This is a genomic window from Campylobacter sp. 2014D-0258 (assembly GCF_008000495.1).
Lineage (GTDB): Bacteria > Campylobacterota > Campylobacteria > Campylobacterales > Campylobacteraceae > Campylobacter_D > Campylobacter_D jejuni.
The window spans coordinates 339811-366268 of the sequence record NZ_VOAR01000025.1 but is presented as its reverse complement, the minus strand read 5'-3'; the positions used below and the strand labels follow the sequence as shown (position 1 = coordinate 366268).

Sequence of the window (26458 nt, the reverse complement as noted above, 5' to 3'; positions counted from 1 at the left end):
ATGAATGAAAAAAAATATTTTACGCTTGGGTATTGTTGTTTTGGTTTTACTTATAGCGGGAGTTTTATGGCTAAATAATGATATCAATCAAAAAAAAGAAGATGAAGCAAATAAAAATGCCATTGCAGCAAATGCTGATTTTTCTTTGCTTAGTGATGATGATCCAAATTTTGAAAAATGGGGTAAGGTTTTTCCAGAGCAGCTAAAAATGTATTTAACAGTTGAAAAAGAAGAGCCTCAAGCTACTGAATTTGGTGGTAATTTAGCTTATTCAAAATTAATTCGCTTTCCTCAATTAACCATACTTTGGGCAGGATATCCTTTTAGTCTTGATTTCAATGAAGAAAGAGGGCATTTTTGGGTTCAAGTAGATCAAATGAAAACAGCAAGAAACAACAAAGATTTTCTTAATGCTCACGGCCTTGCTGCTTTTAAAGGCCAGCCCGCAGCTTGTATGAATTGTCATAGTGGATGGACTCCATGGCTTATAAAAAATGTTGCTAAAGGGGATTTTACTGCTTTTAACTCTACAAATTATTGGACCATGATTAAAAATATCCCAGCCGTTGATGGTATAGTGGAAAATTCACCTGAACATGCAGGTCCACATGGTGGTAAAAGAATGGGTGTAACTTGTGCAGATTGTCACAATCCAAATGATATGAGTTTAAGACTTACTCGTCCAGCAGCTATTAATGCTTTAGTTTCTAGAGGATATGAAAAAGATCCAGTGCAAGGCGTAAAAGCTACAAGAGAAGAAATGAGAACTTTAGTTTGCTCTCAATGCCATGTTGAATACTATTTTAAACCAACTGGGGAAAAAGTAAAGGTAATGGGTGAAACTATTGTAGATGATAGTTCTAAAAAATGGTGGAATGGAACTCAGAAAAATTATGATGAGTATGAGTTTTGGAGAGATGGTAATAAAGCTAAAGAGATTGAAACCGATGGTATAGTTTTAACTTTTCCTTGGAGTGAGTGGAAAAAAGGACAACCATTTAGAATTGAAATGTTAGATGATTATTATGATAAAGTTCGTGGAGTATTTGGAGCTGATTTTACTCATAAATTAACAGGAGCGCAAATTATTAAAATTCAACATCCAGAAAGCGAACTTTATAGTGGCGGTGTGCATGCTGCAAATGGGGTAAGTTGCGTGGATTGTCATATGCCTTATGTTAGAGAAGGAGCTAAAAAGGTTACTCAACACAATATCACCTCTCCTTTAAGAGATATTAACTCTGCTTGCAAGTCTTGTCATAAACAAAGTGAAGATTATTTAAAAGCTCAAGTGCTTGACATACAAAATAGCGTTGCACATGATCAAAGAACGGCAGAGTACGCAATTGTTAGTTTGATTATGGATACTAAAAAACTACGTGATGAATTAGGTAATATGGAAAAATTCCAAAGCGATGGAAAAGCTGATGTGAAAAAAATTAGCGAAGAGTTAAAAGAAGTTTTAGAACTTCATCGTAAAGCTCAAATGAGAGCAGATTTTGTTAACGCTGAAAATTCAACTGGTTTCCATAATCCTCGTGAAGCTTCAAGAATGTTATTGCAAGCTGTTGATATGGCAAGAATGGGACAAACTAAACTTGTAGAAATCGCCGCAGCAAATGGAATTAAAGATTTTAAAACTTCAAATTTAGGTTTTGAAGATATTCAAAAATTTAATCCAGGAGAGCTTTATTATAAAGTAGATGTTAATAATCATAAAGCTGGAGAGCGTTATTATGCGGATGAAAAAGATGTTAATGGCAATCCTCCAAAAGAACTTTTAGAGCATGATAAAGAGCTTGCTCCTTATAATTATCAAGTGATTGATAAAAAATAATTCTTAAGCCCTATAATCATAGGGCTTTTTCTTTTTTTATTTTAAAAAATATAAACTTTTTATTTAAAATTCACTTTTGCTTCACTTTGTTTTGTCAAAATATCACAAATTTTGATAATCAAAAAGGAGTTAAAATGATCAATAAAAATAAATTGTTTAGACAGGTTCATATTTATCTTAGTTTGTTCTTCTTGCCTTGTGCTTTGCTTTTTGCTTTAACGGGTATAGCGTATATTTTTGGTATTAATCAAGATGTGGGCTTAAAAGTTGAGCAGTATCAATTGTCAAAAGTTATAGAAAGTGGTAAAGAAAGAGAAGCTTTAATAGAGTATTTAAAAACAAATGGTTTAAAAGTGCCATCTAATACAGATATCATTAAAAGCAAAGATAAAGGTATAACAATAGGTGGAACTCATTATAGTGCTAATATAACTCAAAATTCTACTAATGAATACAATATTACCTTAAAAACAAGATCTTTACTTGGAGATATGATTATGCTTCATAAAGATAAGGGTGCTTGGTATTTTTCTGTGCTTAGCGTAGGCTTTGGTATTACTTTATTTATGCTTTATATTTCAGGGCTTATGATTACTTTGTTTGCAAATAAAAAAGATAGAAGTAAACAATTTGCAGTTCTTGGAGTAGGGGTTGTTGTAACTTTGCTTTTGGCTTATCTTAGCCTTTGATTTTTCCTAGCTTTTTAAGCTAGGTATTATTTATTTTTTTGTATAATCACACTTTACTTTATTGGACAGATGGGTGAGCGGCTGAAACCACACCCCTGCTAAGGGTGCAGATCTTAACGGGTCTCGAGGGTTCAAATCCCTCTCTGTCCGCCACTAAAACTTTCTTGAAAATCCCAAGTATTTATATATCAATATTATATATTTGAAAAAAAGAATAATCTAGAACTATAACGCCCAAATTTTCATATAAAATATTAAAATTTATATAAAAATCTTTTATAAATTTTCAATCTACCTAAAAGGCTAAATTGATTTTTATAGGAACGAACGCTGTTCCACTATCCACTAGAGTTTGCACTGCATTGTGGAATACTTTTCTTGCTATGCCTATTGCTCCATTAACATCAGCATTCAATATTTTATTTGTGCTTGATTTAAATAAACCTCTTTTTATTCTTTTACCTAAATACTTTTCTTGATGTTTCATTTTTTCATTAGCTAAATGGTCGCATTTACTCGTATAGTTTTCTTCTGTTAAAACGAAATTAATACCATATGTTTCACATTTATAAGCTAATTTAGAAATAAAGTTTTCATAAGGTATTGAAGTAAAAGATTGATTATTTTTAGCACCTAAATTAATTTCTTTTTTCCATTCTTTATTTTTACCAATAATTAATGTTTCAATAGAATGTTTAACACAATACTTAACTAAAAAATTACTTGCTTTATGCAAAAAATCATTTAATTTGTTTTCACGAAAGTTTAATAATTTTAGTAGTTGCTTTGTGATAAATCTATTATTACTCTTTTTTGCTATTGCTTGTAAATATGCTTTTTTCTTATTGTAATATTGATTTATACTTTTAATACCTTTGCCATTGATAATTAAAGGCTGTTTGCTTTGAGTATCTATTGTAGTTACAAAGTTATTTAAACCTAAATCACAAGATAAAAAGCTGTTTTTTACATAATTAATAGCTAGTTGATTAGTTTCATACACTATTTCAACTATAAAACAAGTTGCTTTGGGAATAATCCTAACTTGTTTTAGACTTGAAATATTAGTATCTATTTTAGTAATGATAGATTTTATATTTACACTTTTAGGAAATACGATTTTATTAAAGTTTTTATATTGTTTTATTTTTGCTTGTTGGTTTGTAAATATAGCTATATGATGACCTTTTTCTCCTTTTCTTTTGTATTTAGGTAGTTTGGGATTACTTGTAAATTTGTTCTTATCTTTTTGATAAGACTTTAAACATTTAAAAAAGCTTTTCCAATCTTTATATAATAATTTAATTGTTTGTTGGGCTGTTTGACTAGGTAATTCTTTATAATCAAATTGTTTTTCACTAGCTAATTTTTTACTTAAATCATACTCTTTTATTTGTGGTTTTTTAGTTATAAAATCTTGTCTAAGCAAGTAATTAACATAGTTATATAAGTTTTTAGTCTTATTTGTAAGCAATAAAAGTGAATTGTAATTTTTATTGTAGGGCTTAATTATATGTCTTTCAACTCTTTGTAATGTTTTCATCTGCCTTGCTTTCATTTAATAATTTATTGGCTAATCTTCTCTTTGAATACATTTTCATAGAAAAAGAGTGTATTGTTTGCATAATATCTTCAAATAATTCTTGCTCTAGTGCTTTGTTTTCGCAAGAGTTAATAATTTCTATTCTAGCACCATTATCGTTAAAAAGTTTTTCCACTAAATCATAAGATAGTCTTGCTAGTCTATCTTTATAAGCTATATAAACAACACTAATTCTTTTTTGCATAACATCGTCTAAAAGCTCCATAAAACCTTTTCTGTCTAAAGTCATTCCACTTTTAATATCTTCATAGACCTTATCTACTTTTATTCCTTTTGCATTTAAAAAAGCGATTGTGTTTTCTATTTGATTTTTTAAATCTTGTTTTTGTTTGTGGGTGCTTACTCTTGCATATATAACATTTAGTTTTTCATCTTTAATATTTGCTAATCTATAAACATCTTCTCTGTTATATAGGTATAAAGAATTTGGCATTTGCGTAACTCTTATTTTTCCACTTTTAACATATTTATAAAGAGTTACACGACTTATTTTTAAAAGCTTTAAAACTTCTTTTGCTTTCAAATATTTTCCTTAATTGTAATTATATAAAATTATATAAATTATATAATTATTTAGTTAATAAATAAATATTATTCTAAAATTGGAAAATAATCCATTAGAAAATAAGATATTTTGGAATTATTTAAGAAATTAGATGAAAAAGAATGCTAATATGGAAGTAAGAATTCTAAAAAAATAAAATATAAAATCAATCCCAAAGATTACTTTTATATATGCCTAAAATCACAATTTCATTTTTACTTTTATCGATAAGATAAGGGATAATATAACCTTTAAAAATCAAATCTCTTATATTTTCATTATCAAAAGACAAAGATTTTCTATTTTTATAAGGCATAAAAGAAAGATTTTTACAAATTGAATTAATATCATTAAGAAATTCTTTAGCATAAAAAGAACTATCTAATTTTATAAAATTAACAATATGCCTAAGCTCATTTTTAAATTTAGGAGTTGGAACAATTTTCATTTATTCTAAATCTTTTCTAATATCATTAAAAGTTTCATCAAAATCTAAAGTCTTTAATTTATCTTGCTTGTAAAGTTCTATATCCTTTTTATAACCATCAATTCTTATTTTATGTTCTAAATAACTTAAAGCAAGTTCTAAAACTTCTTTTTCACTTAAATTGTTATCTTTACAATAATTAGTTAAAAAATGCTGTGTTTCTTTTGAAAATTCTAAGTTCATTTGTTACTCCTTTTTAAAGATTTATTATAACATAAAAACATTTTTTATTTAAAAAAAGGTTCAAATCCCTCTCTGTCCGCCACTAAAACTTTCTTGAAAATCCCAAATATTTTATTAAGTATTAAAGCAAGAGACTAGCCCTTGCGAAGTTATATTATTTTACAGCGTTTTTGATTTCTAAAATCATAGTTTTTAAAGACTCTAGTCCATTTCCACTTGCTAAATACCAGTATTCTGGATCAAGATAGATAATTTTTTTGTTTTGTGCTGCTTTGGTTTTAGCGACAAGTGCATTATCGAGTATGCCTTGAGCGCGTTCTTTGTTGCCTACGATGACATTTCTATCAACAACAAAAATATAATCAGGATTTTTTTCTAATATAAATTCAGAATTGATACTTTTTCCGTGTGTGCCTACTTTTATATTCTCATCTACTGCATTAATCCCTAAAACATCGTGAATAATCCCAAAGCGAGATTGAGGACCAAAGGCTGAAATTTTGTTAGAATTTGTAAGAATGATAAGAGCTTTTTTATCTTCATCAACTATACTTTTGGCTTTTTCAATTTCATTTTTAATATCTGAAATTTTTTCTAAAGCTTCTTTTTCTAAACCATAAAGTTTTGCAACGCTTAAGACATTGTTTTCAAAAGAGCTTAAAAAATTTGCATTATCAAGACCTACAAATAAAGTTGGAGCTATTTCTTTTAATTTGTCATAAAATTTACTTTGGCGTCCGGAAATGATGATAAGATCAGGTTTTAAAGCATTAATGGCTTCAAAATCAACTTGTTGTACTCCACCTACACTAGGTTTGTTTTTAAATTGTTGTAGGTATTTTGGTAAATTTTTAGCAGGAACGCCAACGACTTTATCATTTAATTTTAAAGCATCAAAAGTATCTAAAATTCCAAGATCTAAGATCACTACCTTAGAAGGATTTTTAGGGATTTTATTTTCTCCTAGACTATCCTTCACTAAAAAACTATCACCCTCATCGCTCATACTAATAGGCAAAACTTTCACCGTAGCAGTGTTGGTTTTTGTTGTAGAACTTGCGTTGTTTTCATTTGAGTTTGAATTACAAGCTGTTAAGATTAGACTTAAAAAAAATGCAAAAAATGCAAAAACTAAAGATTTTTTCATATTTTCTCCTTTTTAAAAATAAATACAAATTTTCTTACCATCAATTTGACTTACGGGTATATCCATATCATAAATTTGTTTTAAATTTTCTTGATTGATGATTTCATCTTTTGAGCCTTGTTTTAAAAGCTTCCCATCTTTTAAGGCTATGATTTCATCAGAATAAATCGAAGCAAAATTAATATCATGTAATACAACAGCTATACTTTTGTTAAAGTCTTTGACTAAATTTTTCATTAGTTGCATGATTTGTACGCTATGCTTCATATCAAGATTGTTCAAAGGTTCATCAAACATTATAAATTCAGTATCCTGAGCGATGATCATGGCTATAAAAGCTCTTTGCTTTTGTCCCCCGCTTAATGTATCTAAAAATTCATTTCTTAAGTTGTTAAGTTCCATGTATTCTAAAGCTTCATTGATTTTGATTTTATCGTTTGTATTAAGTCTTCCTTGAGAATGCGGAAAACGCCCAAAAGCGACTAATTCTTCAACTTTTAATCTTAAATTGATATTGTTTTGTTGTTTGAGAATGGAAATTTTTTGTGCTAAGATTTGCTCTTTATAATTTTTTAAATTCATTCCATCGATATAAATTTCTCCACTACTAGGTTTTATCAAACGACTTGCTAGAGCTAAAAGAGTGGATTTTCCAGCGCCATTGGCTCCTATTATAGAAGTGATTTTGCCTTTATGAAAATCAAGGCTAAGATCTGAAATAATGACTTTATTATCATAAAATTTGGTGATATTTTTTAGTTTAATCATAATTTATTACCCTTTAATACAAGATAGATAAAATATATCCCAGCTAAGAAATTAATAACCACGCTTATAGTGGCATTATAATCAAAAACTCTAGAGACAAAAAACACCCCTCCAAGCAAAGCCAAAATACTAATAAGTATACAAGCGCTTAGCAAAATACTATGCTTTGTAGTTTTAAATAGCTCATAAGTGATATTTACTACTAAAAGTCCTAAAAAGGTTATAGGACCTACAAGTGCGGTGCTAATAGAAGTTAAAATAGCTATGATAATCATCAATTGTTTTGAAATTTTTTGATAATTTATCCCTAAATTTATCGCTAAATCTTTGCCTAAATTTAAAGGATCTAAAAATTTCATATAGCGAAAAATCCATATAAAACTTAAAAAGCTAATAATATAAGCAAGAATTAAAACATCAAAAGCAATATTATCAAAACTAGCAAACATTCTTCCTTGTATTACCATAAATTCATCAGGGTCGATTAGCACTTCAAAAAAAGAGCTTAAAGTGCTAAAAAGTGTTCCAAAAACTAAACCTAAAAGCATGATAAGATAAATACTTCTATCGCTACTAAATAAAATTTTATAAAGTCCTAGTGAAAAAACCACCATACAAACTAGAGTGATTAAAAAATTGATATCGTTTTTATAAACACTTAAATTAGCCGCACCAAAAGAAAAGATAAGAGCACTTTGAAGCAACATATATAAAGAATCTAATCCTATGATAGCAGGGGTTAGAATTTTGTTATTGCATAAAGTTTGAAAAATCACTGTTGAAACAGCGATACAAATAGCTACTATGATAATAGCTGCAATTTGTAAAAAACGACTTTTTAAAGCATACTCATCAAAGCCATTTAAACCCACAAGTATAAAAATCCCTATCATACCAAGTGTTAAAAAGCTTAAAATCAGCATTTTTTTACGCATAAACTTTCCTTTTTAGCAAAAGAAAGATAAAGATTAAAGATCCTAAAACACCTGTAGTGATGCTTAAAGGCATTTCAAAAGGAAAGATGACAAGTCTTGAAATGATATCGCAAACAAGTAAAAACAAAGCTCCACAAAGTGCTATATAGATAAGATTTTTTCTAAGATTATCACCTAGATAAAGAGCTACTAAATTTGGGATAATTAGCCCTAAAAAAGGGATAATCCCAACGCTTACAATCACTAAACTAGTGATAATGCTTACAATCATCAAGCCTAAAAATAATATCCCATTATAAGAAATTCCAAGATTTAAAGCTATATCGTCACCCATGCCAACTATGGTAATTTTATGAGCTAAAAAATAAGCAAGTATAAAAAGTGGTAAAGAAATGTAGAGCAATTCATAATTTCCCTGCATAACATTTGCCATACTGCCTTGTAGCCAACCTTGGATATTTTGTATATAATTTAAAGCATAGGCAAAAAAAGTGGTTATAGCACTAATAATACCTCCAAACATCAAGCCTATCAAAGGTACAAAAATCACATCTTTGAGTTTGATTTTTCTTAAAATTTGGATAAATATAAAAGAACCCAAAAGTGCAAATACAGAAGCAATGATAGTTTGAGTAAAAAAAGACGCTCCAGCAAAAAATATTAAAGAAATAAGTATGCCAAATTTAGCACAATCCATAGTTCCTGCTGTAGTTGGGGAAACGAATTTATTTTGCGTGAGTTGTTGCATGATAAGCCCGCATATACTAAGACTCATTCCTGTGAGTAAAATTGCTATAAGTCTAGGAATTCTTGTGAGAGTTATGATTTCTAGTTGAGTGGAGTTAAGATTAAGAATATCTTTTACATTGATACTGATAACTCCTATAAATAAACTTATCATTCCAAAGAATAAAAGTAAAGCTATAAGCACTTTTAAACTCAATATATGCTTAAAAAACAAATCTTTCCTTATAGTAATAATAATTATCAAAAATGAAATTGTAATGAAATTTGTTTTAAGAAATGATAAAACTACAAAGGATATTTTAGTAAGAAATCAAAAATCCAGTGGAAAGTCTTTGCAAGTGTTTGTTATAGTCTATAAGGCTTTCTCCATAGCCATTAAAGTATTGTAAATACCAATAAATTCCGTTATTAAAAATATCATATCATAGATCAACTTGTATAGCGCCTTTGTTATTGTGGAATTTAAGATTATTTCTTAGCATAAGATTGATAAAATAATCATCACCTAAATACGCTAAATTCACATCAAAATTTCCCATATAATGCAAGATGGCAGGATTATCATCATCTTTTTTGTTTTCAGGAATTCTATACCAAAGGCGTGGAACAAATAAAAATTTATTATATAAAATAGCAGTAGATACATAAATTCTATTCCATGAGCGAGATTGTAAATTCTCATCTCCCTTGCCATTGCTTTCATGCAATATACCTACGCGTAGATTGTTAAAAAATTCATAATCTTTAAGATATAAAGGAAGATCTATAAAAAATTCTGGTTGATAGTTGGTTTCTCTAAAAGGAGAAGAATGCTCATAAATTTGCCACCAAGAAGTTTGAGTATAGGCTATATAATATTTTTCATCTAGTCCTAGTAAATTTTCAAAAAGTCTTTTTTTAACACTAAGTTGGAATTTCGCCTCACTCTTATTATTATTTACTCCTAAAGAATTAAAACTATAAGCAAAAGGTAAAAAATAATTCATCTTATAAGAGCTAATGCCAAGGGGATTAAAGCTTTCATTTTCACCAAGATAATTAGCCAAAGCTAAGCGAGAAAAGTCTTGTTTTTCTTCTTTTTTTATAGTGATAGAATTTTGCGTTTGTGTTGCTTGACTTGAGTTATTTTGTTCTTGAGAAATCAAAACAGATGAATTTTTTAAAGCGAGTTTTTTGTAAATTTCCATAGCTTTTTTATAATCGCCTTGTTTTTCATACTCTAAAGCTTGTTGTAAATCACTAGCCCATATAAAAACACATAAGCTTAAAAATAAAGCAATTTTTCTCATTTTAACTTGCTTTTAAATTTTTCATATTCTTCATAAAAATTAAGATTTAAAAAAGCATCTTCATCTTCAAATTCTACAAATTTGGTTTTAATCTCAGAAAATAAAAGTCCTATTTTTTGTTCATTTTTTTCTAAGAAATTTTTACAAGTTTGAGCTAAAGAGCTGTGATAAAAGCCACATAAGGGATGTTTATGCAAAGGGGTTTTTGCTATGATTATTTTATAGTTTTGTTCTAAAAAAGGAAGCATTTTTAAAAGTTCATTTTCACCTACTTTAGGACTATCTACACTTAAAACAAAAACAAATTCATTTTTAAAATTTGAAAGTATAGAGTAAAGCGCAAGCATAGGAGAGTAAACTTCAAATTCTAAAGAATCTTTTATCAAGCTAAAATGGTTTTCAAATTTGTCTTCTTTCGCACTCACATAGACATTTTTAAAAATTTTAGAAAATTTATCTACTTGAAATTGAGTTAAATTTTGATTTTTAAGAATCAATTTGCTTTTATCTTGTCCCATACGGCTAGATTTACCACCACATAAAATCACGCAATTTAGCTCATTAAGCTGCACAAATTTCCTTTTTAATGTAATTCTACCACAAAATTCGCCAAAATATTTTATAATTTCTTTTATGAAATACACAGAACTTTTACAATTACAAACTTTTTTTTCTCGGTTTAAAAAAATCGATTTTATCAAGCGTATCAATGACAATATTTTGGAATTAAGCTTTGATAGAGAAAGATTTATTTTTGATCTTACTCGTGCAATGAGTGCGATTTATACAGCTAAATTTAATGCAAAAAATTATAATGCACCTTTTGATTTTATGCTTAAAAAGTATTTTAGCAATGCTTTTATAAAGGAAGTTAAAGTCCTTGAAGGCAATCGTATTTTATGTTTTAGTGTAAAAGCTAATAAGGCTTATAAAAGCTATGAGAGCAAAATTTATTTTGAATTTACGGGTAAAAATACCAATGTTATTCTTACAGATGAAAAAGATTTGATCATAGAGGCTTTAAGACACATTGATAAAAGTTATCGTGTTGTAAAACCTAATGTGATTTTAGAGTCTTTAAAGCCTTATAAAATGGATGAAAATTTTGAGGAAATTAAAGACTTTGCAGATTATTTTTCTCGCAAATTTACAAGCATTTATGAGAGTAAAATCAAACAAATAAAAAATTTAAAACTTGCACAAGTGGATAAAAAAATACAAAATTTACAAGAACTTTTTTCTAGTTTAGATGAAGAAAATTCTTTACTCTTAAAAGCTTTAGAATACAGAAAAAGGGCTGATGTATTGTTTGCAAATTTGAGTGTTTTAAAAGATTATGAAAGGGAATTTAAGCTTGATGATTTTGAAGGCAAAGAGCTTGAATTTAAGCTTGAATTTAATCCTAAGCAAAGTGCTAATTTATATTATAAAAATGCTAAAAAATTAGAACAAAAAGCTAAAAATTTAAATATACAAAGACAAAATTTAAAAGAAAAGTTAGATTTTACCTTGAGTTTGAAAGAATTATTGCTTCAAGCTAAGAGTGAGATAGAGCTTGAAATTTTACTACCTAAAAAAAATAGCAAAAAAAATCAAGATCATAAACAAGAAGATCTTGTGGCAAATTTTTATTTTAACGAGTTTAAAATTTGCGTGGGTAAAAATGAAAAAGGCAATGAATTTTTACTTAAAAATGCTAAAAAAGATGATTTGTGGCTTCATGTAAGGGATATTCCTAGCGCACATACTTTGATTGTATCAAACAAGCAAAAAATCAGCCTCGATGTGATAGAATTTGCTGCAAGGCTTTGTGTAAGCTTTTCTAAGTTAAAGAAAGGTTCGTATTGGGTCGATTATACCTTAAAAAATTTTGTCAAGGTTCAGCAAAAGGCGTTTGTAAATTATACAAATTTTAAAAGTATTAATATCACAAAGGATTAAAATGCCAGTTAGCCCTTTAGGAAATATCAATTATATAAATCAGAATATGGCTTATCCAGCTACACAAGCAAGCAATGAGCTTGCAAAAGAAGGTTTTGCAGCTACGCTAAATATGGCTGAATTTAATGAAAAAGAAAAAACTTTAAACAAGCTTGAAAAAGTTAATGAGACTCATGAAATCAAAGAAGAGATCAAAGAAAAAGCCGAACAAGAAGAAAAAAAGAAAAAACACAATCAAGAAGCTAAAACCAGCGATGATGAGAAAAATGAAGAAGATGAGTCTAAAGATCCAAATTTTAAAGACGCACAAAGCATTCATCGCTTAGATATTAGTATATAAGGAAAAATATGTTTAATACAACTAGAATTATTTCAGCTCTTGTGATGATAGGGGCTATTATTATTATCGCGTTGATTGATCAATTTTTTATCAATTTTATCGTTTTTGCGGTTTTATTGTATTTATCTTTTAGTGAAGCAAAAAAACTTTTTGCTTTAGAAAATATTTCTATTATCCCTTTGGCTATAGCTTTTATTTTGGGAAGTTTATCGCATAAAGCTTTGCTTTTTGGGATTTTAGCTTTGTTATTAGTCGTTGGATCTTTGGTTTATAAAAAGGCTTCCTTAAAACCAGCTCTTATTTATATTTATCCTAGTTTGCCTATTTTAGCACTTTGGCAAGTGTATTTAGATCAGGGTATGTTTGCGCTTTTTTGGCTTATCATTATCGTTGCAGCTTGTGATAGTGGGGCGTATTTTATCGGAAAACTTATGGGTAAAACTCCTTTTTCTCCAACAAGTCCAAACAAAACCTTAGAAGGTGTTATAGGTGGCTTGATTTGTGCGAGTGTTATTGGAACTATTTTGGGAGTTTTTGTTTATAGTTTTTGGCTTTCTTTACTTTGTTCGTTTTTTGTAGCGATTTTTGCAGTGATTGGAGATTTGCTTGAGAGTTATTTTAAAAGAGAAGCAGGTGTAAAAGATAGTGGAGATCTTATCCCTGGTCATGGAGGTGTGCTTGATAGGATTGATGCAGTGATCATTGCTGCTTTTGTGATGGTTGCTTTTTTATGATACTTTTTGGAAGCACGGGCAGCATAGGAGTAAACGCTCTTAAACTTGCTGCTTTAAAAAACATTCGTATTTCTGCTTTAGCTTGCGGGGATAACATCGCTCTTTTAAATGAACAAATCGCAAGGTTTAAACCCAAATTTGTTGCCATAAAAGATTCAAAAAATAAGCATTTAGTTAAACACAATAGAGTTTTTATAGGGCAAGAAGGTTTAGAGCAAATTTTAACAGAATGTCAAGACAAACTTTTACTCAATGCCATTGTAGGTTTTGCAGGACTTAAAAGCACTTTAAAGGCTAAAGAGCTTGGCAAAAACATAGCTTTAGCTAACAAAGAAAGTCTTGTAGTAGCTGGGAGTTTTTTGAAAGGGGCTAAATTTTTACCCGTTGATAGTGAGCATGCAGCTTTAAAATTTTTACTCGAAGGTAAAAAAAATATAGCAAAACTTTATATCACAGCAAGCGGCGGAGCTTTTTATAAGTATAAAATCAAAGATTTAAATCAAGTCAGTCTCAAAGATGCTTTAAAACATCCTAATTGGAACATGGGAGCAAAGATCACTATAGATAGTGCGACTATGGCAAATAAGCTTTTTGAGATTATAGAGGCTTATCATTTATATGATTTTAAAGAAATTGATGCTTTAATAGAACCAAGATCTTTAGTGCATGCAATGTGTGAATTTAAAAATGGAGCTAGCACGGCGTATTTTTCAAAAGCAGATATGAAACTAGCTATTTCAGATGCTATATTTGAAAAACAAGATACGCCTATTTTAGAGGCTATTGATTTTAGCAAAATACCTGCTTTAAAATTTCATCCAATCAGCACAAAAAAATATCCTATTTTTAAGCTTAAAAATACATTTTTAAAAGAGCCAAATTTAGGTGTTATCATCAATGCTGCTAATGAAGTTGGTGTTTATAATTTTTTAGAAAATAAAAGTGGATTTTTAGATATCACTAAATGCATTTTTAAAGCCCTTGATCATTTTGGAGTACCTAAAATTTCAAGTATAGAAGAGGTTTTTGAGTATGATTTTAAAACAAGAGAGTATTTAAGGAGTTAAAATGAAAATTTTTTTAACAATTTTATTTTTTATAACAAGCATTTTTGCTTTAGATCTAGACTTTAGCGTAGGAGAAAATGGAAAAAGTCTAGATGATAATAATACAGTTTTAATTTTTGGTGGAATTCAAGGTGATGAGCCTGGTGGATTTCATGCGGCAAGTTTGCTTTTGAGTGATTATAATATCACCAAGGGTAAGATTATAGTGGCTCCAAATTTAGCTTTTGATAGTATTATCAAGCGTTCGCGTGGGAATAATGGGGATTTAAACCGTAAATTTGCAAGCATTAGCCCAAAAGATCCTGATTATAAAACCGTGCAACGCATTAAAGAGCTTATTTTACTTCCTGAAGTTAGTATGGTGATCAATCTTCACGATGGTTGGGGTTTTTATAAACCTACTTATATCGATGCGATGCAAAATCCTAAGCGTTGGGGAAATTCAAGCGTGATTGACACAAGTGAAATCAATGCAAGCAAATACCCTGATCTTGAAAATATCGCCACTCAAACCGTAAATAGTGTCAATTCTTCACTTGCTGATCCAAAGCATGCTTATCATCTTAAAAACACCAAAACCCAAGAGCTTGGCGATATGGAAATGCTTAAAGCTTTGACTTATTTTGTGATTTCAAATCACAAAGCCGCTTTTGCAAATGAAGCGAGTAAAAATCTGCCTGTAAATTTAAGAGCTTATTATCATCTTTTGGCAATTGAAAATTATTTAAAAACTGCAGGAATTGAATTTAGCAGAGATTTCGAACTCACTCCGCAAGGAGTTGATAAAGCCATAAACCGAGAGCTTGAAGTAAAACTTTTTGATGATAGAATTTTACTTTCTTTAAAAAATCCAAGAAAGGTTATCAACTATGTGCCTTTTCCGGTAAATAAAGAGTTAAATTATAACACAAGCAATGAACTTACGGCTGTTATCGCAGAAGGAAATTCTTTTTATATCCAATATGGCAATCGTTTTCAAACAAGATTATATCCTGAATATTTAGAATTTAGCGATGCTTTTAATGAAGTAACTTTTCAAGTTGATGGCAATGAAACCACCGTTCCTTTTGGAACCAAGGTAAAAGTAAAAGAGAATTTTCTTATCCCAAAGATAACTAATGTGCGCGTAAATATCATAGGCTTTGATCATGGAAAAGATGAAAGTGGTATTTTAGTTCATAAAAAAAATATGCAAACACAATACTCTTTAGACATGGCAGGTAAAATTTATAGAGTGGAATTTTATGAGTTAAGAGGTGCAAATTTGCAACAACTTTTAGAGGCAAATATCAATAGCAAGTTGATCAAAAACGCTAAAAATTTGGATTTAAATACTCTTAAAATGGCAAGATCAAAAGATAAATTCTTAGGTTCTATTTTAGTGGAATTTGAATGAAAAATCTTATCCTAGCTATAGAAAGTTCTTGTGATGATAGTTCTATAGCTATCATTGATAAAAACACCTTAGAATGTAAATTTCATAAAAAAATTTCCCAAGAATTAGATCATAGTATCTATGGGGGAGTGGTACCTGAACTTGCTGCAAGACTTCATAGCGAGGCTTTACCAAAGATACTTAAGCAATGCAAAGAGCATTTTAAAAATCTTTGTGCCATAGCTGTGACAAATGAACCTGGACTTAGTGTTTCTTTGCTCAGTGGAATTTCTATGGCAAAAACCTTAGCAAGTGCGCTAAATTTACCCTTAATCCCTATAAATCATCTTAAAGGTCATATTTATAGTCTTTTTTTGGAAGAAAAAATTTCTTTAGATATGGGAATTTTGCTTGTTAGTGGTGGGCATACCATGGTGCTTTATCTTAAAGATGATGCAAGCTTAGAGCTTTTAGCAAGTACAAATGATGATAGCTTTGGAGAAAGTTTTGATAAAGTGGCTAAAATGATGAATTTAGGTTACCCTGGTGGGGTCATCATAGAAAATTTAGCAAAAAATGCCAAACTTAAAAATATCTCTTTTAACACACCTTTAAAGCATTCTAAAGAACTCGCTTTCAGTTTTTCAGGGCTTAAAAATGCAGTGCGTTTGGAAATTTTAAAACATGAAAATTTAAATGAAGACACAAAAGCAGAAATAGCTTATGCCTTTGAAAATACAGCTTGTGATCATATCATGGATAAATTAGAAAAAATTTTTAATCTTTATAAATTTAAAAATTTTGGCGTTGTAGGTGGAGCTAGTGCAAATCTTAACTTGCGTTCGCGTTTGCAAAATTTATGTCAAAAATATAATGCAAATTTAAAACTAGCTCCTTTAAAATTCTGCTCTGATAATGCTTTGATGATAGCAAGAGCCGCAGTTGATGCTTATGAAAAAAAGGAATTTGTAAGTGTAGAAGAAGATATTTTAAGCCCTAAAAATAAAAATTTTTCAAGGATATAGATGAAAAAAGCTTTTACTATATTAGAACTTGTTTTTGTGATCGTTATTTTGGGAATTTTAGCCGCTATTGCTTTGCCAAAAATGAGTTCAAGTAAGGATGAAGCTGAAGTTAGCAAGTCTTTAAACAACCTTAAAACTTTGATCAATGATATAAGCATTTATACTTTAAAAAATGATCATTTAAGCTCTATAAAAACGATGAGTAATGTAAGCGGGGTTGAAAATGTTGATCTTAGTAATTTTAACGGTATAAAAGAAGTAAATTTTCGCATAGGCGATGATAAAGAATGCTTAAAACTTGTTTTTATAAATAAAGCTGATTTTATACTCATGGGAATTTCAAGCAATGAAGCAAGTAAAAATGCTATCATCAACGCAGCTAATCAAAGCCATGAAGATTTAGAAAATATAGACTTTACAAGCTCTTCTAGTAATAAAGCTTGTGTGATTTTAAGTAAGAATGAAAATTTTAAAAACCTAGCGAGTAAAACTTATCTTTTAATAGGGGGAATGTAATGATAGTGAGTAAAACTTATGAGATCGACTCTTGTGATGATGTAGAACTTGGTATAAAAAGAGAATCAAAGCTTGAATTTAAGCTTTGTTTTGATGATGAAAAAGAAATAAAAGCTTTAGTGTTTATCATCCCTGGGCTTGGTGGAGATGCGGATGAAAATTACCGTGAACACTTGGCTGAATTTGTGGCTGGTGAGTATAATGCAGCTGTAGCTAGTGTGAATTATCATTGTATAGGAAATCGCCCGCAAACTGGATCAAGCTTTTTTATGGATGATATAGACAAACTTATTTTAAAAACAAGTTGTGAAGCTTTAAATATACAAGTTAATTTAGATAAGTTAAATTCTTTAGAAGAATTAAGCTCAATACTCAAAGAAGTTGATCACATCTTAGAAGAACAAAAAAACCAAAAATTAATTAATCCAAATTTTAAATTAAGCATTCATCTAAGTTTGCAACCAACAAAAAACGAATATCAAAATTTTGGGATCATGCAAGCTCAAGATCTTTTAAATGTCGCACTTTATCTTAAAAAACATGCTCCTTTTGATACTATGGGGGGGGTATACCAGTTATTATGATAGGTAGTTCTCATGGTGGGTATTTGGCACATTTAGCAGCTAAGATTGCGCCTTGGCTTATAGATGGAGTTATAGATAACTCAAGTTATGCTAAATTTCTTTGGCGTCTTGTAGGATTTGGAAAAGAAATTGATTTTATGAGATATTATTGTTTTGGAACGGCTAATTTTTTTAAACATATTTTTACTTATTGCTCTGATAAAACTTTTTGGACAAGTAATTCAAGTTCAAATAAGTTTTTTTCAATACCAAGGAGAATGATAAGATATATCTTAGAACCAAAGCATCTTGAAATTCAAGCAAATTATCCAAAACCATGCTATATAAGTTATCATTCTTTTTATGATAAAGAAATAGCTCCACCTGATGAAAAATTAGAACTTTACAAATATTTAGAACAATTTGGGTTTGATGCAGAGCTTTATATGATAAAAAATCCAGATCAAGTTGATGGTAGATTTATCAAAAGTTTAGAACATGGCATGGGAATGTCTATAAAAACTTTAATTTCCAAAGAACTTCCTTTAATGTTAGAAAAAATAAAACAAAATCTAAAAAAAGATTATAAAGAAAAATGTATCTCTTATCCTTGTGAGGATTTGTTGTATCAATTTAGCGAAAAAGATGACAAAATATCACTAAAAATAGATAAATTTTAAGGAAACCCAATGACCATACTAGAAAAAAACATACAAGCTTTATTAAGTGGGGTAAATGAACCCTTAGGAAATAAACTTTTAAATTTCATACAAAATAAAACTTGTTTTCGTTTTAATATAGATGAAAATTTGAATATCTATGATAAAACTCATAATGTTTTCATGTATGAAAACTTAGAAGAAGAAATAAATTTTTTCTATCAAAGTATTTTAGAAAAAACTCCTAGATATCCTTTTGTATGTATTTATGGTATAGGCAATGCTTTACTGATTAAAAATTTAGCTAAACACTATAAACATCTTTTTGTATTTGAAAGTGAAATAGAACTTTTTATTCTAGCTTTAAGTACGATAGATTTGAGTGAAGAGCTTTGTAGTGGAAAAATTTATCTTGTGGATATCGAAGAAGAAAGAGTGGATATTCAACTACTTATACTTTTTGATATGAAAGATATGTTTGAGTACTTAAGTTTATATGAAATGTTTGTGAATAATGTTTATTATAAAAAGTTTTATGAAGATATTTGGCATAAAGCAGATGAACTTTGTGAGAAAAATATTAAAGTTGTGATAAGAAATTTAAATTCTAGTTTATGTATCGGTTTTGAGTGTTATTCTCATCTTTTACAAAACATCCCTTTTATGCTTGAAAGCATTCCTTTTCAAAGAATCTTAAGTGAAAGAAAAAACAAATTTGAAAATGCTATAGTAGTTTCTGCAGGACCTTCTCTTGCTAAACAACTTCCTTTACTTAAAGCTTATCAAGAAAAAGCAGTGATCTTTTGTGCTGATGGGGCTTTGAGTATGCTTGAGAAAAAAGGCATAGTGCCTGATTATGTGACGAATTTAGATTTTACTGATCTAGCAATGAAATTTTTTCAAAATAAAGAAAATAAAACTTCTTTAAATGTGCTTTCATGTGCTACTCATCCTAATGTCGTGCATAGTTTAAAGGCTGAAAATTGTATGATTGTTTTAAGAAATAAAGCCATTTATCAACGCTTTAACCTTAATGACTTTGGTTATATTGATACAGGTACTCATGTAAGTCATTTTTCTTATACTTTAGCTTTAGCTTTAGGATTTAAAAATATTATTATGATAGGGCAAGATTTAGCCTTTGATGAAGAAGGAAATTCACACTCAAAAGGTTTTGATTTTGGAGAGAAATTTAGCGGTGAAGAAAATATAGATAAACTTAAAGTCCCTGCCTATGGAGGCAAAGGAGAAGTTTTAACCCATATAACTTGGAATGATTATCGTATAAAACTTGAATATCTTTTTGCTTGCAATGATCAAAAGGCTAAATTTTACAATGCTACTGAAGGTGGAGCAAGGATTAATTTCACTGAAGAACTTTCTTTTAAAGAATGTTGTGAAAAACTCCTTACAAAAGAAAAACCTAAATTTGAATTTCCAAAAAGTTTAACTAAAAATAGAAGTGATAAACTCCTAGTTAAATTCAAAGAAAAAATACAAAAAGATCAAGATAATGCTAAAAGATTTTTAGACGATGCCTTAGCTTTAAAACAAATTTTAGAAAATATACTCAGTAAAGATTTTCTTTTGCCTTTAGAATTTTTAGAAAAAGTCTATCAAAATATAGAAAATTTTAATCACTCTTTAGATGAAGATGAGTTTATACAGGATGAAGTTTTAAGAGGAGCTTTTGCTTATCGTGGAAAAATGATTGCTGATGTATTAAAACTTCATATACAAGATAAAACGCATTTCATCACAGCTTATATCAAAGCTTATGATGAATGGTTGCTTTATTTTATAGAAAAGTTAGGGCAAAAATACAAGTCTTTGTCAAAAGTATGAAATTTTATTACTAAAGTATAAAATATTTTTTTGATTGCACGATATAGCATTTAACAAGTTCATGGATGGGCTTGAAATTTTTTAAAAGGATTTAAAATGGGATTTCGTATTAACACCAATGTTGCAGCTTTAAATGCTAAAGCAAACGCTGATTTAAATAGTAAAAGTTTGGATGCTTCTTTAAGCAGACTTAGTTCAGGTCTTAGAATCAACTCCGCAGCAGATGATGCTTCAGGGATGGCGATAGCAGATAGTTTAAGATCTCAAGCTAATACTTTAGGTCAAGCTATATCTAATGGTAATGATGCTTTAGGTATTTTACAAACTGCTGATAAGGCTATGGATGAGCAACTTAAAATCTTAGATACAATCAAAACTAAGGCAACTCAAGCGGCTCAAGATGGACAAAGTTTAAAAACAAGAACCATGCTTCAAGCAGATATCAACCGTTTAATGGAAGAACTTGATAATATAGCAAATACTACTTCATTTAACGGTAAACAACTTTTAAGTGGAAATTTTATCAATCAAGAATTTCAAATCGGTGCAAGTTCAAATCAAACTGTAAAAGCTACCATAGGAGCAACTCAATCTTCTAAGATAGGTTTAACACGCTTTGAAACAGGAGGAAGAATTTCATCTAGTGGCGAAGTGCAATTTACTCTTAAAAACTACAACGGTATAGATGATTTTCAGTTTCAAAAAGTTGTGATTTCAACTTCAGTTGGAACAGGACTTGGAGCTTTAGCAGATGAGATCAATAAAAATGCTGATAAAACAGGTGTTAGAGCTACTTTTACAGTAGAGACTCGAGGTATGGCTGCAGTTAGGGCTGGAACTACTTCAGATACTTTTGCTATCAATGGAGTAAAAATTGGTAAAGTAGCCTATGAAGATGGTGATGCTAATGGAGCTTTAGTTTCTGCAATCAATTCAGTTAAAGATACTACAGGAGTTGAAGCTTCGATCGATGCTAATGGACAGCTTTTACTTACCTCAAGAGAAGGAAGAGGAATTAAAATCGAAGGAAGCATCGGTGGTGGAGCTTTTATCAATAAAGACATGATGGAAAATTATGGTCGTTTATCTTTGGTTAAAAACGATGGTAAGGATATTTCAATCAGCGGAACAGGCCTTTCTTTTACAGGTTTTGGAGCAAGTAATTTTATTTCTCAAGTTTCTGTTTCTTTAAGAGAATCAAAAGGACAGCTTGATGCTAATACTGCCGATGCTATGGGATTTGGTTCTGTTAACAAAGGATTGGTTTTAGCTGCTTCTTCTATTGCTGATTATATGAGTGCTGAGGGCAGTGGGTTTTCTGCAGGTTCGGGTTATTCTGTAGGTAGTGGCAAAAATTATTCTGCTACACTTACTGCTAATGCAATAGCGATTTCTTCTGTTTCAACTATTTCTAAAATATATAATGTTTCTACAGGTTCAGGTTTTTCTAGTCAAAGCGGACTTTCTCAGTTTGCAACTATGAAAACTTCAGCAGGTAACTCTCTTGGAGCTAAAGATGAAACAGCAGGTGTAACTACACTTAAAGGTGCTATGGCTGTGATGGATATAGCTGAAACAGCTATAACAAATCTTGATCAAATCAGAGCCGACATTGGTTCAGTGCAAAATCAAGTTACATCAACTATAAACAACATTACTGTTACTCAAGTAAACGTTAAAGCAGCAGAATCACAAATTCGTGATGTGGACTTTGCAGCTGAGAGTGCAAACTACTCTAAAGCAAATATCTTGGCTCAAAGTGGCTCTTATGCCATGGCACAGGCTAATTCTGTTCAACAAAATGTTTTAAGATTACTACAGTAGTTTACAAAAGCTGCAATATATACAAATCCAAGCCTAGTTTAAACTAGGCTTTTTTATTTTAAACTCTAAAATTTTTTAATCAAACTAAACTTGGAACACTTTTTGCTTTAATCTTTTCAATGCAATATTTTGAAAGGATTTAAAATGGGTTTTAGGATAAACACCAACATCGGTGCATTAAACGCACATGCAAATTCAGTTGTTAATGCTAGAGAGCTGGATAAGTCTTTAAGCAGACTTAGTTCAGGTCTTAGAATTAACTCCGCAGCAGATGATGCTTCAGGGATGGCGATAGCAGATTCTTTGCGTTCACAAGCAGCCACTTTAGGTCAAGCTATCAACAATGGTAACGATGCTATAGGTATTTTACAAACTGCTGATAAGGCTATGGATGAGCAACTTAAAATCTTAGATACAATCAAAACTAAGGCAACTCAAGCGGCTCAAGATGGACAAAGTTTAAAAACAAGAACCATGCTTCAAGCAGATATCAACCGTTTAATGGAAGAACTTGACAATATCGCAAATACTACTTCATTTAACGGTAAGCAACTTTTAAGTGGAAATTTTATCAATCAAGAATTTCAAATCGGCGCAAGTTCAAATCAAACTGTAAAAGCTACCATAGGAGCAACTCAATCTTCTAAGATAGGTTTAACACGCTTTGAAACAGGAGGAAGAATTTCATCTAGTGGCGAAGTGCAATTTACTCTTAAAAACTACAACGGTATAGATGATTTTCAGTTTCAAAAAGTTGTGATTTCAACTTCAGTTGGAACAGGACTTGGAGCTTTAGCAGATGAGATCAATAAAAATGCTGATAAAACAGGTGTTAGAGCTACTTTTACAGTAGAGACTCGAGGTATGGCTGCAGTTAGGGCTGGAACTACTTCAGATACTTTTGCTATCAATGGAGTAAAAATTGGTAAAGTAGCCTATGAAGATGGTGATGCTAATGGAGCTTTAGTTTCTGCAATCAATTCAGTTAAAGATACTACAGGAGTTGAAGCTTCGATCGATGCTAATGGACAGCTTTTACTTACCTCAAGAGAAGGAAGAGGAATTAAAATCGAAGGAAGCATCGGTGGTGGAGCTTTTATCAATAAAGACATGATGGAAAATTATGGTCGTTTATCTTTGGTTAAAAACGATGGTAAGGATATTTCAATCAGCGGAACAGGCCTTTCTTTTACAGGTTTTGGAGCAAGTAATTTTATTTCTCAAGTTTCTGTTTCTTTAAGAGAATCAAAAGGACAGCTTGATGCTAATACTGCCGATGCTATGGGATTTGGTTCTGTTAACAAAGGATTGGTTTTAGCTGCTTCTTCTATTGCTGATTATATGAGTGCTGAGGGCAGTGGGTTTTCTGCAGGTTCGGGTTATTCTGTAGGTAGTGGCAAAAATTATTCTGCTACACTTACTGCTAATGCAATAGCGATTTCTTCTGTTTCAACTATTTCTAAAATATATAATGTTTCTACAGGTTCAGGTTTTTCTAGTCAAAGCGGACTTTCTCAGTTTGCAACTATGAAAACTTCAGCAGGTAACTCTCTTGGAGCTAAAGATGAAACAGCAGGTGTAACTACACTTAAAGGTGCTATGGCTGTGATGGATATAGCTGAAACAGCCACAACAAATCTTGATCAAATCAGAGCCGACATTGGTTCAGTGCAAAATCAGCTTCAAGTTACTATAAACAACATTACTGTTACTCAAGTAAACGTTAAAGCAGCTGAATCAACCATAAGAGATGTAGACTTTGCAGCTGAAAGTGCAAATTTTTCTAAATATAACATCCTTGCGCAATCAGGTTCTTATGCTATGAGTCAGGCTAATGCAGTGCAGCAAAATGTTTTAAAACTTCTTCAATAATTTCTTAGATGCTTTTATGCATCTAAGCTTTTAAAGTGCTTTTTTCTTTTCTAAAAAGTCTAGCAAAGGTAAAATAGCGATTTTAAGTCTTTTATCTTGAGCTTCTAAAAGTTCTATGATATTTTCCATCAAAGATTCATGCGCATAAATCCAAGCAAAAAGTTTATTTTGTTTATCGGAGTCATCTTTGATATCTTTAAGATATAAAGGCGTTAATATACTTTGTTCGTGATGTAAAGTAGGGCCTAAAATTTCTTGCAAAAAGAGATATTTTTTATTTGAAAGTTTTTCTTTGATTTTGTCTATATTTTGATTTATTTGTTCAAGAGAGAGTTTGTTCTTTCCATGGGTAAGATTGTGAATTTGTTTTTGAACTTTTTTACACTCTTTTTTAAAATTCAAGGATAAATTCATATTTTTTTTGATTTTTTGATAGATTTTTAATCCGAGTTTTACTTGTTCTTTAGTATTTAAAACTTGTAATTTTTTAAATTTTTTATCTTTTTTATTTTTGAGTAAATCTTCGCAAAGTTCTTTAAAAGGTTTTTCTATAGCGCTTTCTATCCTAGCACCTCCTTCAGTGCAATTATAAGTTTTACTTTTGCTAAAAGCAATGAAATTTTCAAAAATTTGTCTAAAAAGTGTCCAAATTTCAGAACTTTGAACTTTTCCATTTCCTCCATAAGCTGTAGTGCTAAATCTATCTAAATCTCTTTCATAGTCTCCATTGTGTAAATTAGCATGGATGAAACCTTGAGAGTGTGTTTGCCCATCTTTGGCATAAGCCAAATCCTGACCTATGAGAATGATGTTTTTATGTCCTAAATTTTCAGCCAGTTCATAAGCCATATGAGATACACTCATACCCGCGTTAATATATCCATAATCGTCTAGCTCCAAGTATCTAGCAAAAGGCTGGCCTTTTATGATTAAAATGTATTTTCTTTGATTTTTTTCAAGATAAGAAATGGTTTTTTTATGCACCAAAGAAGCTACTAGAAAAATGATGTCTTTATCAAAATCTTTAAAATTATTATTAAAACATTCAGCTACTATTTCATCGCGTTCCAACATACAAACATAATCAGGTTTTATACCATGTTTAGCTAAAATAGGATAAGAAGAATCCGCACAAAAAATCGTAGCTTTACTAGCATACTTTTTTAACAAAGGAAGTTGTTTAGTAAGAGATGGTCCTGTAGAAACAATGATAGCTGTATCACTTATACCCTTTCTTTTAGAAAGTAATTCTTTATAACTAGGATGGGTAATCATTTGAGGAAGATTATAAACAAATTGTTCTATGCCTTGCATGGCATCTTTAGGATCATTACCATGCATAAGATTGTGATTTTTGATGGTTTGCATATTGAGTTTATTAAGTTTTAAAATATCTTCTTTATAGTGTTCATAAAAATCATTAGCAATGTGTAGACTATAAGAACGATAAAACAAATCCCCTATCAAACGAAAAACTTTATCCATTTTAGGAAGATTAATATCATCATGATGTAAAATAATGAGTCGCCCTAAGCTTAAATCTTTGCTAAAATCTATGAAATTTAAAGCTAAAAAGATAAGTTCTAATTCTTTTTCAAAGATGATTATTCTTTTAAGTGCTTGATTTTGAAGTAGAATTTTATATAAAATTCCATTTCCAAAACCATAAAAAAAAAGCACAGGATAGCGTGCAAAATCTTTAAAATATTCTAAATTTTTTTCAAGTTCTTTGATGGGATCTTGATACATTTTTTTTAAATTTCTTTTTTTTATGATATTAATATCAAGATTATCTTTTCCTTGAGTGAAAGTAAATTCTCTAAGCTCTTTTAGATCCTCAAGTTTTTTGCGTAAGTTATTATACTCAAAACCGCTTAAAGCTTTTAAATTTTTGTTAAAATTATTTTCTTCTTTCACCTTCTCACCCTTTCCATCCATTTATCTAATTTTCTTTCTTTAAGTTTTTCTTCTAAAGGAAGTATATTTTTAATCAAAGCATTTTCTTGTGCTTTAATATGCCCATAAACTAATTCCATAAATTCTAAATGTTCTTTTATCCAAAGAATACTTTTATTAAAAGCATCTTCTTTGGTTTTAGGATTTAAAACATAAATTCTAGCAAGATTAAGTTCAAATTGTATTAGTAAAGTGCTTAAAATTTCATATAAATCTTGCATTTGTTTGATATTTTCTAATTTATTTTTAAATTCATCTATTTTTCTAATAGCCAAGTTTAAATCATTTTCTTTTTTGTTTAAATTTAAATATATATTTTGTATATTGTTAAAATCATTGCTGAGTATTTTACTAAAATCTCTACAATGTTTAATACTTTGATAAACTTTATAATAAGCCTTAAGTAAAAACTCATTTTGTTTATTTAAACTTAAAGGTTCTAATTTTTCAAAAGGTTTATTTAAATCTTTATCAAGTAAATTCTCACAAGCCCATAAAAAAGGTTTTTCTAT

General features: G+C 29.8%; 22 protein-coding genes, 1 tRNA gene and 3 pseudogenes. 14 read left to right on the top strand and 12 right to left on the bottom strand.

Features of this window, described 5'->3' with window-relative positions:
• The first annotated feature begins 4 nt into the window (after positions 1–4).
• The 3 genes from SR62_RS06635 to SR62_RS06625 all read left to right on the top strand — a co-directional run bounded on the left by SR62_RS06635 (position 5) and on the right by SR62_RS06625 (position 2679).
• On the top strand, positions 5–1837 hold the full coding sequence (locus SR62_RS06635) for an ammonia-forming cytochrome c nitrite reductase subunit c552 (protein ID WP_002892920.1): 1833 nt from the start codon (positions 5–7) through the stop codon (positions 1835–1837).
• A 134-nt stretch (positions 1838–1971) separates the two neighbouring features.
• Entirely contained in the window at positions 1972–2526 is a 555-nt protein-coding gene (locus tag SR62_RS06630; protein WP_002892921.1) for a membrane protein, read from the top strand.
• A 63-nt stretch (positions 2527–2589) separates the two neighbouring features.
• Positions 2590–2679: transfer RNA gene (locus SR62_RS06625), tRNA-Ser, on the top strand.
• Positions 2680–2821: 142 nt separating this feature from the next.
• Here the strand turns inward: SR62_RS06625 and SR62_RS06620 are convergent.
• The 10 genes and pseudogenes from SR62_RS06620 to SR62_RS06575 all read right to left on the bottom strand — a co-directional run bounded on the left by SR62_RS06620 (position 2822) and on the right by SR62_RS06575 (position 10801).
• Positions 2822–4069 carry an RNA-guided endonuclease InsQ/TnpB family protein gene (locus tag SR62_RS06620; protein ID WP_002893465.1) on the bottom strand — a complete coding sequence of 416 codons (1248 nt, stop codon included), beginning with the start codon at positions 4067–4069 and terminating at the stop codon, positions 2822–2824.
• Positions 4047–4652: an IS607 family transposase gene (locus SR62_RS06615; RefSeq protein WP_002893464.1), complete on the bottom strand. Its 606-nt coding sequence runs from the start codon at positions 4650–4652 to the stop codon at positions 4047–4049. The genes SR62_RS06620 and SR62_RS06615 overlap by 23 nt, the downstream gene beginning before the upstream one ends.
• Positions 4653–4839: 187 nt before the next feature.
• Entirely contained in the window at positions 4840–5121 is a 282-nt protein-coding gene (locus SR62_RS06610; RefSeq protein ID WP_002866775.1) for a type II toxin-antitoxin system RelE/ParE family toxin, read from the bottom strand.
• Entirely contained in the window at positions 5122–5343 is a 222-nt protein-coding gene (locus tag SR62_RS06605; RefSeq protein WP_002853781.1) for a hypothetical protein, read from the bottom strand.
• A 154-nt stretch (positions 5344–5497) separates the two neighbouring features.
• The gene (gene ceuB, locus SR62_RS06600; protein WP_002892995.1) at positions 5498–6490 is read right to left on the bottom strand and encodes an enterochelin ABC transporter substrate-binding protein CeuB; all 993 of its coding nucleotides are present in this window, start codon (positions 6488–6490) and stop codon (positions 5498–5500) included.
• Positions 6491–6502: 12 nt separating this feature from the next.
• Positions 6503–7258: an ABC transporter ATP-binding protein gene (locus tag SR62_RS06595; protein ID WP_002873631.1), complete on the bottom strand. Its 756-nt coding sequence runs from the start codon at positions 7256–7258 to the stop codon at positions 6503–6505.
• Positions 7255–8193 (bottom strand): iron chelate uptake ABC transporter family permease subunit, encoded by a 939-nt coding sequence (locus SR62_RS06590; RefSeq protein ID WP_147502316.1) that lies wholly within the window; start codon positions 8191–8193, stop codon positions 7255–7257. Before SR62_RS06590 ends, SR62_RS06595 begins: the two co-directional genes overlap by 4 nt.
• A complete protein-coding gene (locus tag SR62_RS06585; protein WP_002909661.1) occupies positions 8186–9154 on the bottom strand; it encodes an ABC transporter permease in 969 nt (322 codons plus the stop codon). The genes SR62_RS06590 and SR62_RS06585 overlap by 8 nt, the downstream gene beginning before the upstream one ends.
• A gap of 85 nt (positions 9155–9239) precedes the next feature.
• Positions 9240–10229: pseudogene (locus tag SR62_RS06580) on the bottom strand (phospholipase A).
• Positions 10226–10801, bottom strand: coding sequence for a molybdenum cofactor guanylyltransferase (locus SR62_RS06575; protein ID WP_002867312.1), 576 nt, complete (start codon positions 10799–10801; stop codon positions 10226–10228). The pseudogene SR62_RS06580 and the gene SR62_RS06575 overlap by 4 nt, the downstream one beginning before the upstream one ends.
• Before the next feature lie 61 nt (positions 10802–10862).
• On the opposite strand from SR62_RS06575, the gene SR62_RS06570 reads away from it, so the two are divergent.
• The 11 genes and pseudogenes from SR62_RS06570 (at position 10863) to SR62_RS06520 (ending at position 23990) form a co-directional block, all read left to right on the top strand.
• Positions 10863–12170: an NFACT RNA binding domain-containing protein gene (locus tag SR62_RS06570; RefSeq protein WP_002864240.1), complete on the top strand. Its 1308-nt coding sequence runs from the start codon at positions 10863–10865 to the stop codon at positions 12168–12170.
• A gap of 1 nt (position 12171) precedes the next feature.
• Positions 12172–12510 carry a hypothetical protein gene (locus SR62_RS06565; protein WP_002852397.1) on the top strand — a complete coding sequence of 113 codons (339 nt, stop codon included), beginning with the start codon at positions 12172–12174 and terminating at the stop codon, positions 12508–12510.
• An 8-nt stretch (positions 12511–12518) separates the two neighbouring features.
• Positions 12519–13244: a phosphatidate cytidylyltransferase gene (locus SR62_RS06560; protein WP_002869324.1), complete on the top strand. Its 726-nt coding sequence runs from the start codon at positions 12519–12521 to the stop codon at positions 13242–13244.
• On the top strand, positions 13241–14311 hold the full coding sequence (dxr, locus tag SR62_RS06555; protein ID WP_002869325.1) for a 1-deoxy-D-xylulose-5-phosphate reductoisomerase: 1071 nt from the start codon (positions 13241–13243) through the stop codon (positions 14309–14311). The genes SR62_RS06560 and dxr overlap by 4 nt, the downstream gene beginning before the upstream one ends.
• Position 14312: 1 nt before the next feature.
• Positions 14313–15707: a M99 family carboxypeptidase catalytic domain-containing protein gene (locus SR62_RS06550; RefSeq protein ID WP_044259041.1), complete on the top strand. Its 1395-nt coding sequence runs from the start codon at positions 14313–14315 to the stop codon at positions 15705–15707.
• On the top strand, positions 15704–16711 hold the full coding sequence (gene tsaD / locus SR62_RS06545) for a tRNA (adenosine(37)-N6)-threonylcarbamoyltransferase complex transferase subunit TsaD (RefSeq protein ID WP_002860794.1): 1008 nt from the start codon (positions 15704–15706) through the stop codon (positions 16709–16711). The genes SR62_RS06550 and tsaD overlap by 4 nt, the downstream gene beginning before the upstream one ends.
• Positions 16712–17227 carry a type II secretion system protein gene (locus SR62_RS06540; protein WP_041160206.1) on the top strand — a complete coding sequence of 172 codons (516 nt, stop codon included), beginning with the start codon at positions 16712–16714 and terminating at the stop codon, positions 17225–17227.
• Positions 17227–18470, top strand: a pseudogene (locus SR62_RS06535) (DUF2920 family protein). The gene SR62_RS06540 and the pseudogene SR62_RS06535 overlap by 1 nt, the downstream one beginning before the upstream one ends.
• 9 nt (positions 18471–18479) lie before the next feature.
• On the top strand, positions 18480–20294 hold the full coding sequence (locus tag SR62_RS06530) for a motility associated factor glycosyltransferase family protein (RefSeq protein ID WP_147502315.1): 1815 nt from the start codon (positions 18480–18482) through the stop codon (positions 20292–20294).
• Positions 20295–20390: 96 nt separating this feature from the next.
• A complete protein-coding gene (locus SR62_RS06525) occupies positions 20391–22118 on the top strand; it encodes a flagellin (protein WP_071306811.1) in 1728 nt (575 codons plus the stop codon).
• A gap of 144 nt (positions 22119–22262) precedes the next feature.
• Positions 22263–23990: a flagellin A gene (locus SR62_RS06520; protein WP_147502314.1), complete on the top strand. Its 1728-nt coding sequence runs from the start codon at positions 22263–22265 to the stop codon at positions 23988–23990.
• A 30-nt stretch (positions 23991–24020) separates the two neighbouring features.
• On the opposite strand, the gene SR62_RS06515 is transcribed toward SR62_RS06520, so the two are convergent.
• Positions 24021–25907, bottom strand: a complete 1887-nt coding sequence (locus SR62_RS06515; RefSeq protein WP_079460595.1) for a motility associated factor glycosyltransferase family protein — start codon at positions 25905–25907, stop codon at positions 24021–24023.
• Positions 25904–26458 (bottom strand): annotated as a pseudogene (locus SR62_RS06510) (motility associated factor glycosyltransferase family protein); the annotation flags it as partial. The pseudogene SR62_RS06510 and the gene SR62_RS06515, both read right to left, overlap by 4 nt.

Excerpts from the sequence above, each read along its gene's own strand:
- SR62_RS06605 (WP_002853781.1), bottom strand. The coding sequence starts at position 5,343 with ATGAACTTAGAATTTTCAAAAGAAACACAGCATTTTTTAACTAATTAT.
- SR62_RS06540 (WP_041160206.1), top strand. The coding sequence starts at position 16,712 with ATGAAAAAAGCTTTTACTATATTAGAACTTGTTTTTGTGATCGTTATT.
- SR62_RS06550 (WP_044259041.1), top strand. The coding sequence starts at position 14,313 with ATGAAAATTTTTTTAACAATTTTATTTTTTATAACAAGCATTTTTGCT.
- SR62_RS06620 (WP_002893465.1), bottom strand. The coding sequence starts at position 4,069 with ATGAAAACATTACAAAGAGTTGAAAGACATATAATTAAGCCCTACAAT.
- ceuB (WP_002892995.1), bottom strand. The coding sequence starts at position 6,490 with ATGAAAAAATCTTTAGTTTTTGCATTTTTTGCATTTTTTTTAAGTCTA.
- SR62_RS06630 (WP_002892921.1), top strand. The coding sequence starts at position 1,972 with ATGATCAATAAAAATAAATTGTTTAGACAGGTTCATATTTATCTTAGT.
- SR62_RS06530 (WP_147502315.1), top strand. The coding sequence starts at position 18,480 with ATGACCATACTAGAAAAAAACATACAAGCTTTATTAAGTGGGGTAAAT.
- SR62_RS06610 (WP_002866775.1), bottom strand. The coding sequence starts at position 5,121 with ATGAAAATTGTTCCAACTCCTAAATTTAAAAATGAGCTTAGGCATATT.
- SR62_RS06635 (WP_002892920.1), top strand. The coding sequence starts at position 5 with ATGAAAAAAAATATTTTACGCTTGGGTATTGTTGTTTTGGTTTTACTT.
- SR62_RS06595 (WP_002873631.1), bottom strand. The coding sequence starts at position 7,258 with ATGATTAAACTAAAAAATATCACCAAATTTTATGATAATAAAGTCATT.
- dxr (WP_002869325.1), top strand. The coding sequence starts at position 13,241 with ATGATACTTTTTGGAAGCACGGGCAGCATAGGAGTAAACGCTCTTAAA.
- SR62_RS06565 (WP_002852397.1), top strand. The coding sequence starts at position 12,172 with ATGCCAGTTAGCCCTTTAGGAAATATCAATTATATAAATCAGAATATG.
- SR62_RS06520 (WP_147502314.1), top strand. The coding sequence starts at position 22,263 with ATGGGTTTTAGGATAAACACCAACATCGGTGCATTAAACGCACATGCA.
- SR62_RS06570 (WP_002864240.1), top strand. The coding sequence starts at position 10,863 with ATGAAATACACAGAACTTTTACAATTACAAACTTTTTTTTCTCGGTTT.
- SR62_RS06590 (WP_147502316.1), bottom strand. The coding sequence starts at position 8,193 with ATGCGTAAAAAAATGCTGATTTTAAGCTTTTTAACACTTGGTATGATA.
- SR62_RS06525 (WP_071306811.1), top strand. The coding sequence starts at position 20,391 with ATGGGATTTCGTATTAACACCAATGTTGCAGCTTTAAATGCTAAAGCA.
- SR62_RS06560 (WP_002869324.1), top strand. The coding sequence starts at position 12,519 with ATGTTTAATACAACTAGAATTATTTCAGCTCTTGTGATGATAGGGGCT.
- tsaD (WP_002860794.1), top strand. The coding sequence starts at position 15,704 with ATGAAAAATCTTATCCTAGCTATAGAAAGTTCTTGTGATGATAGTTCT.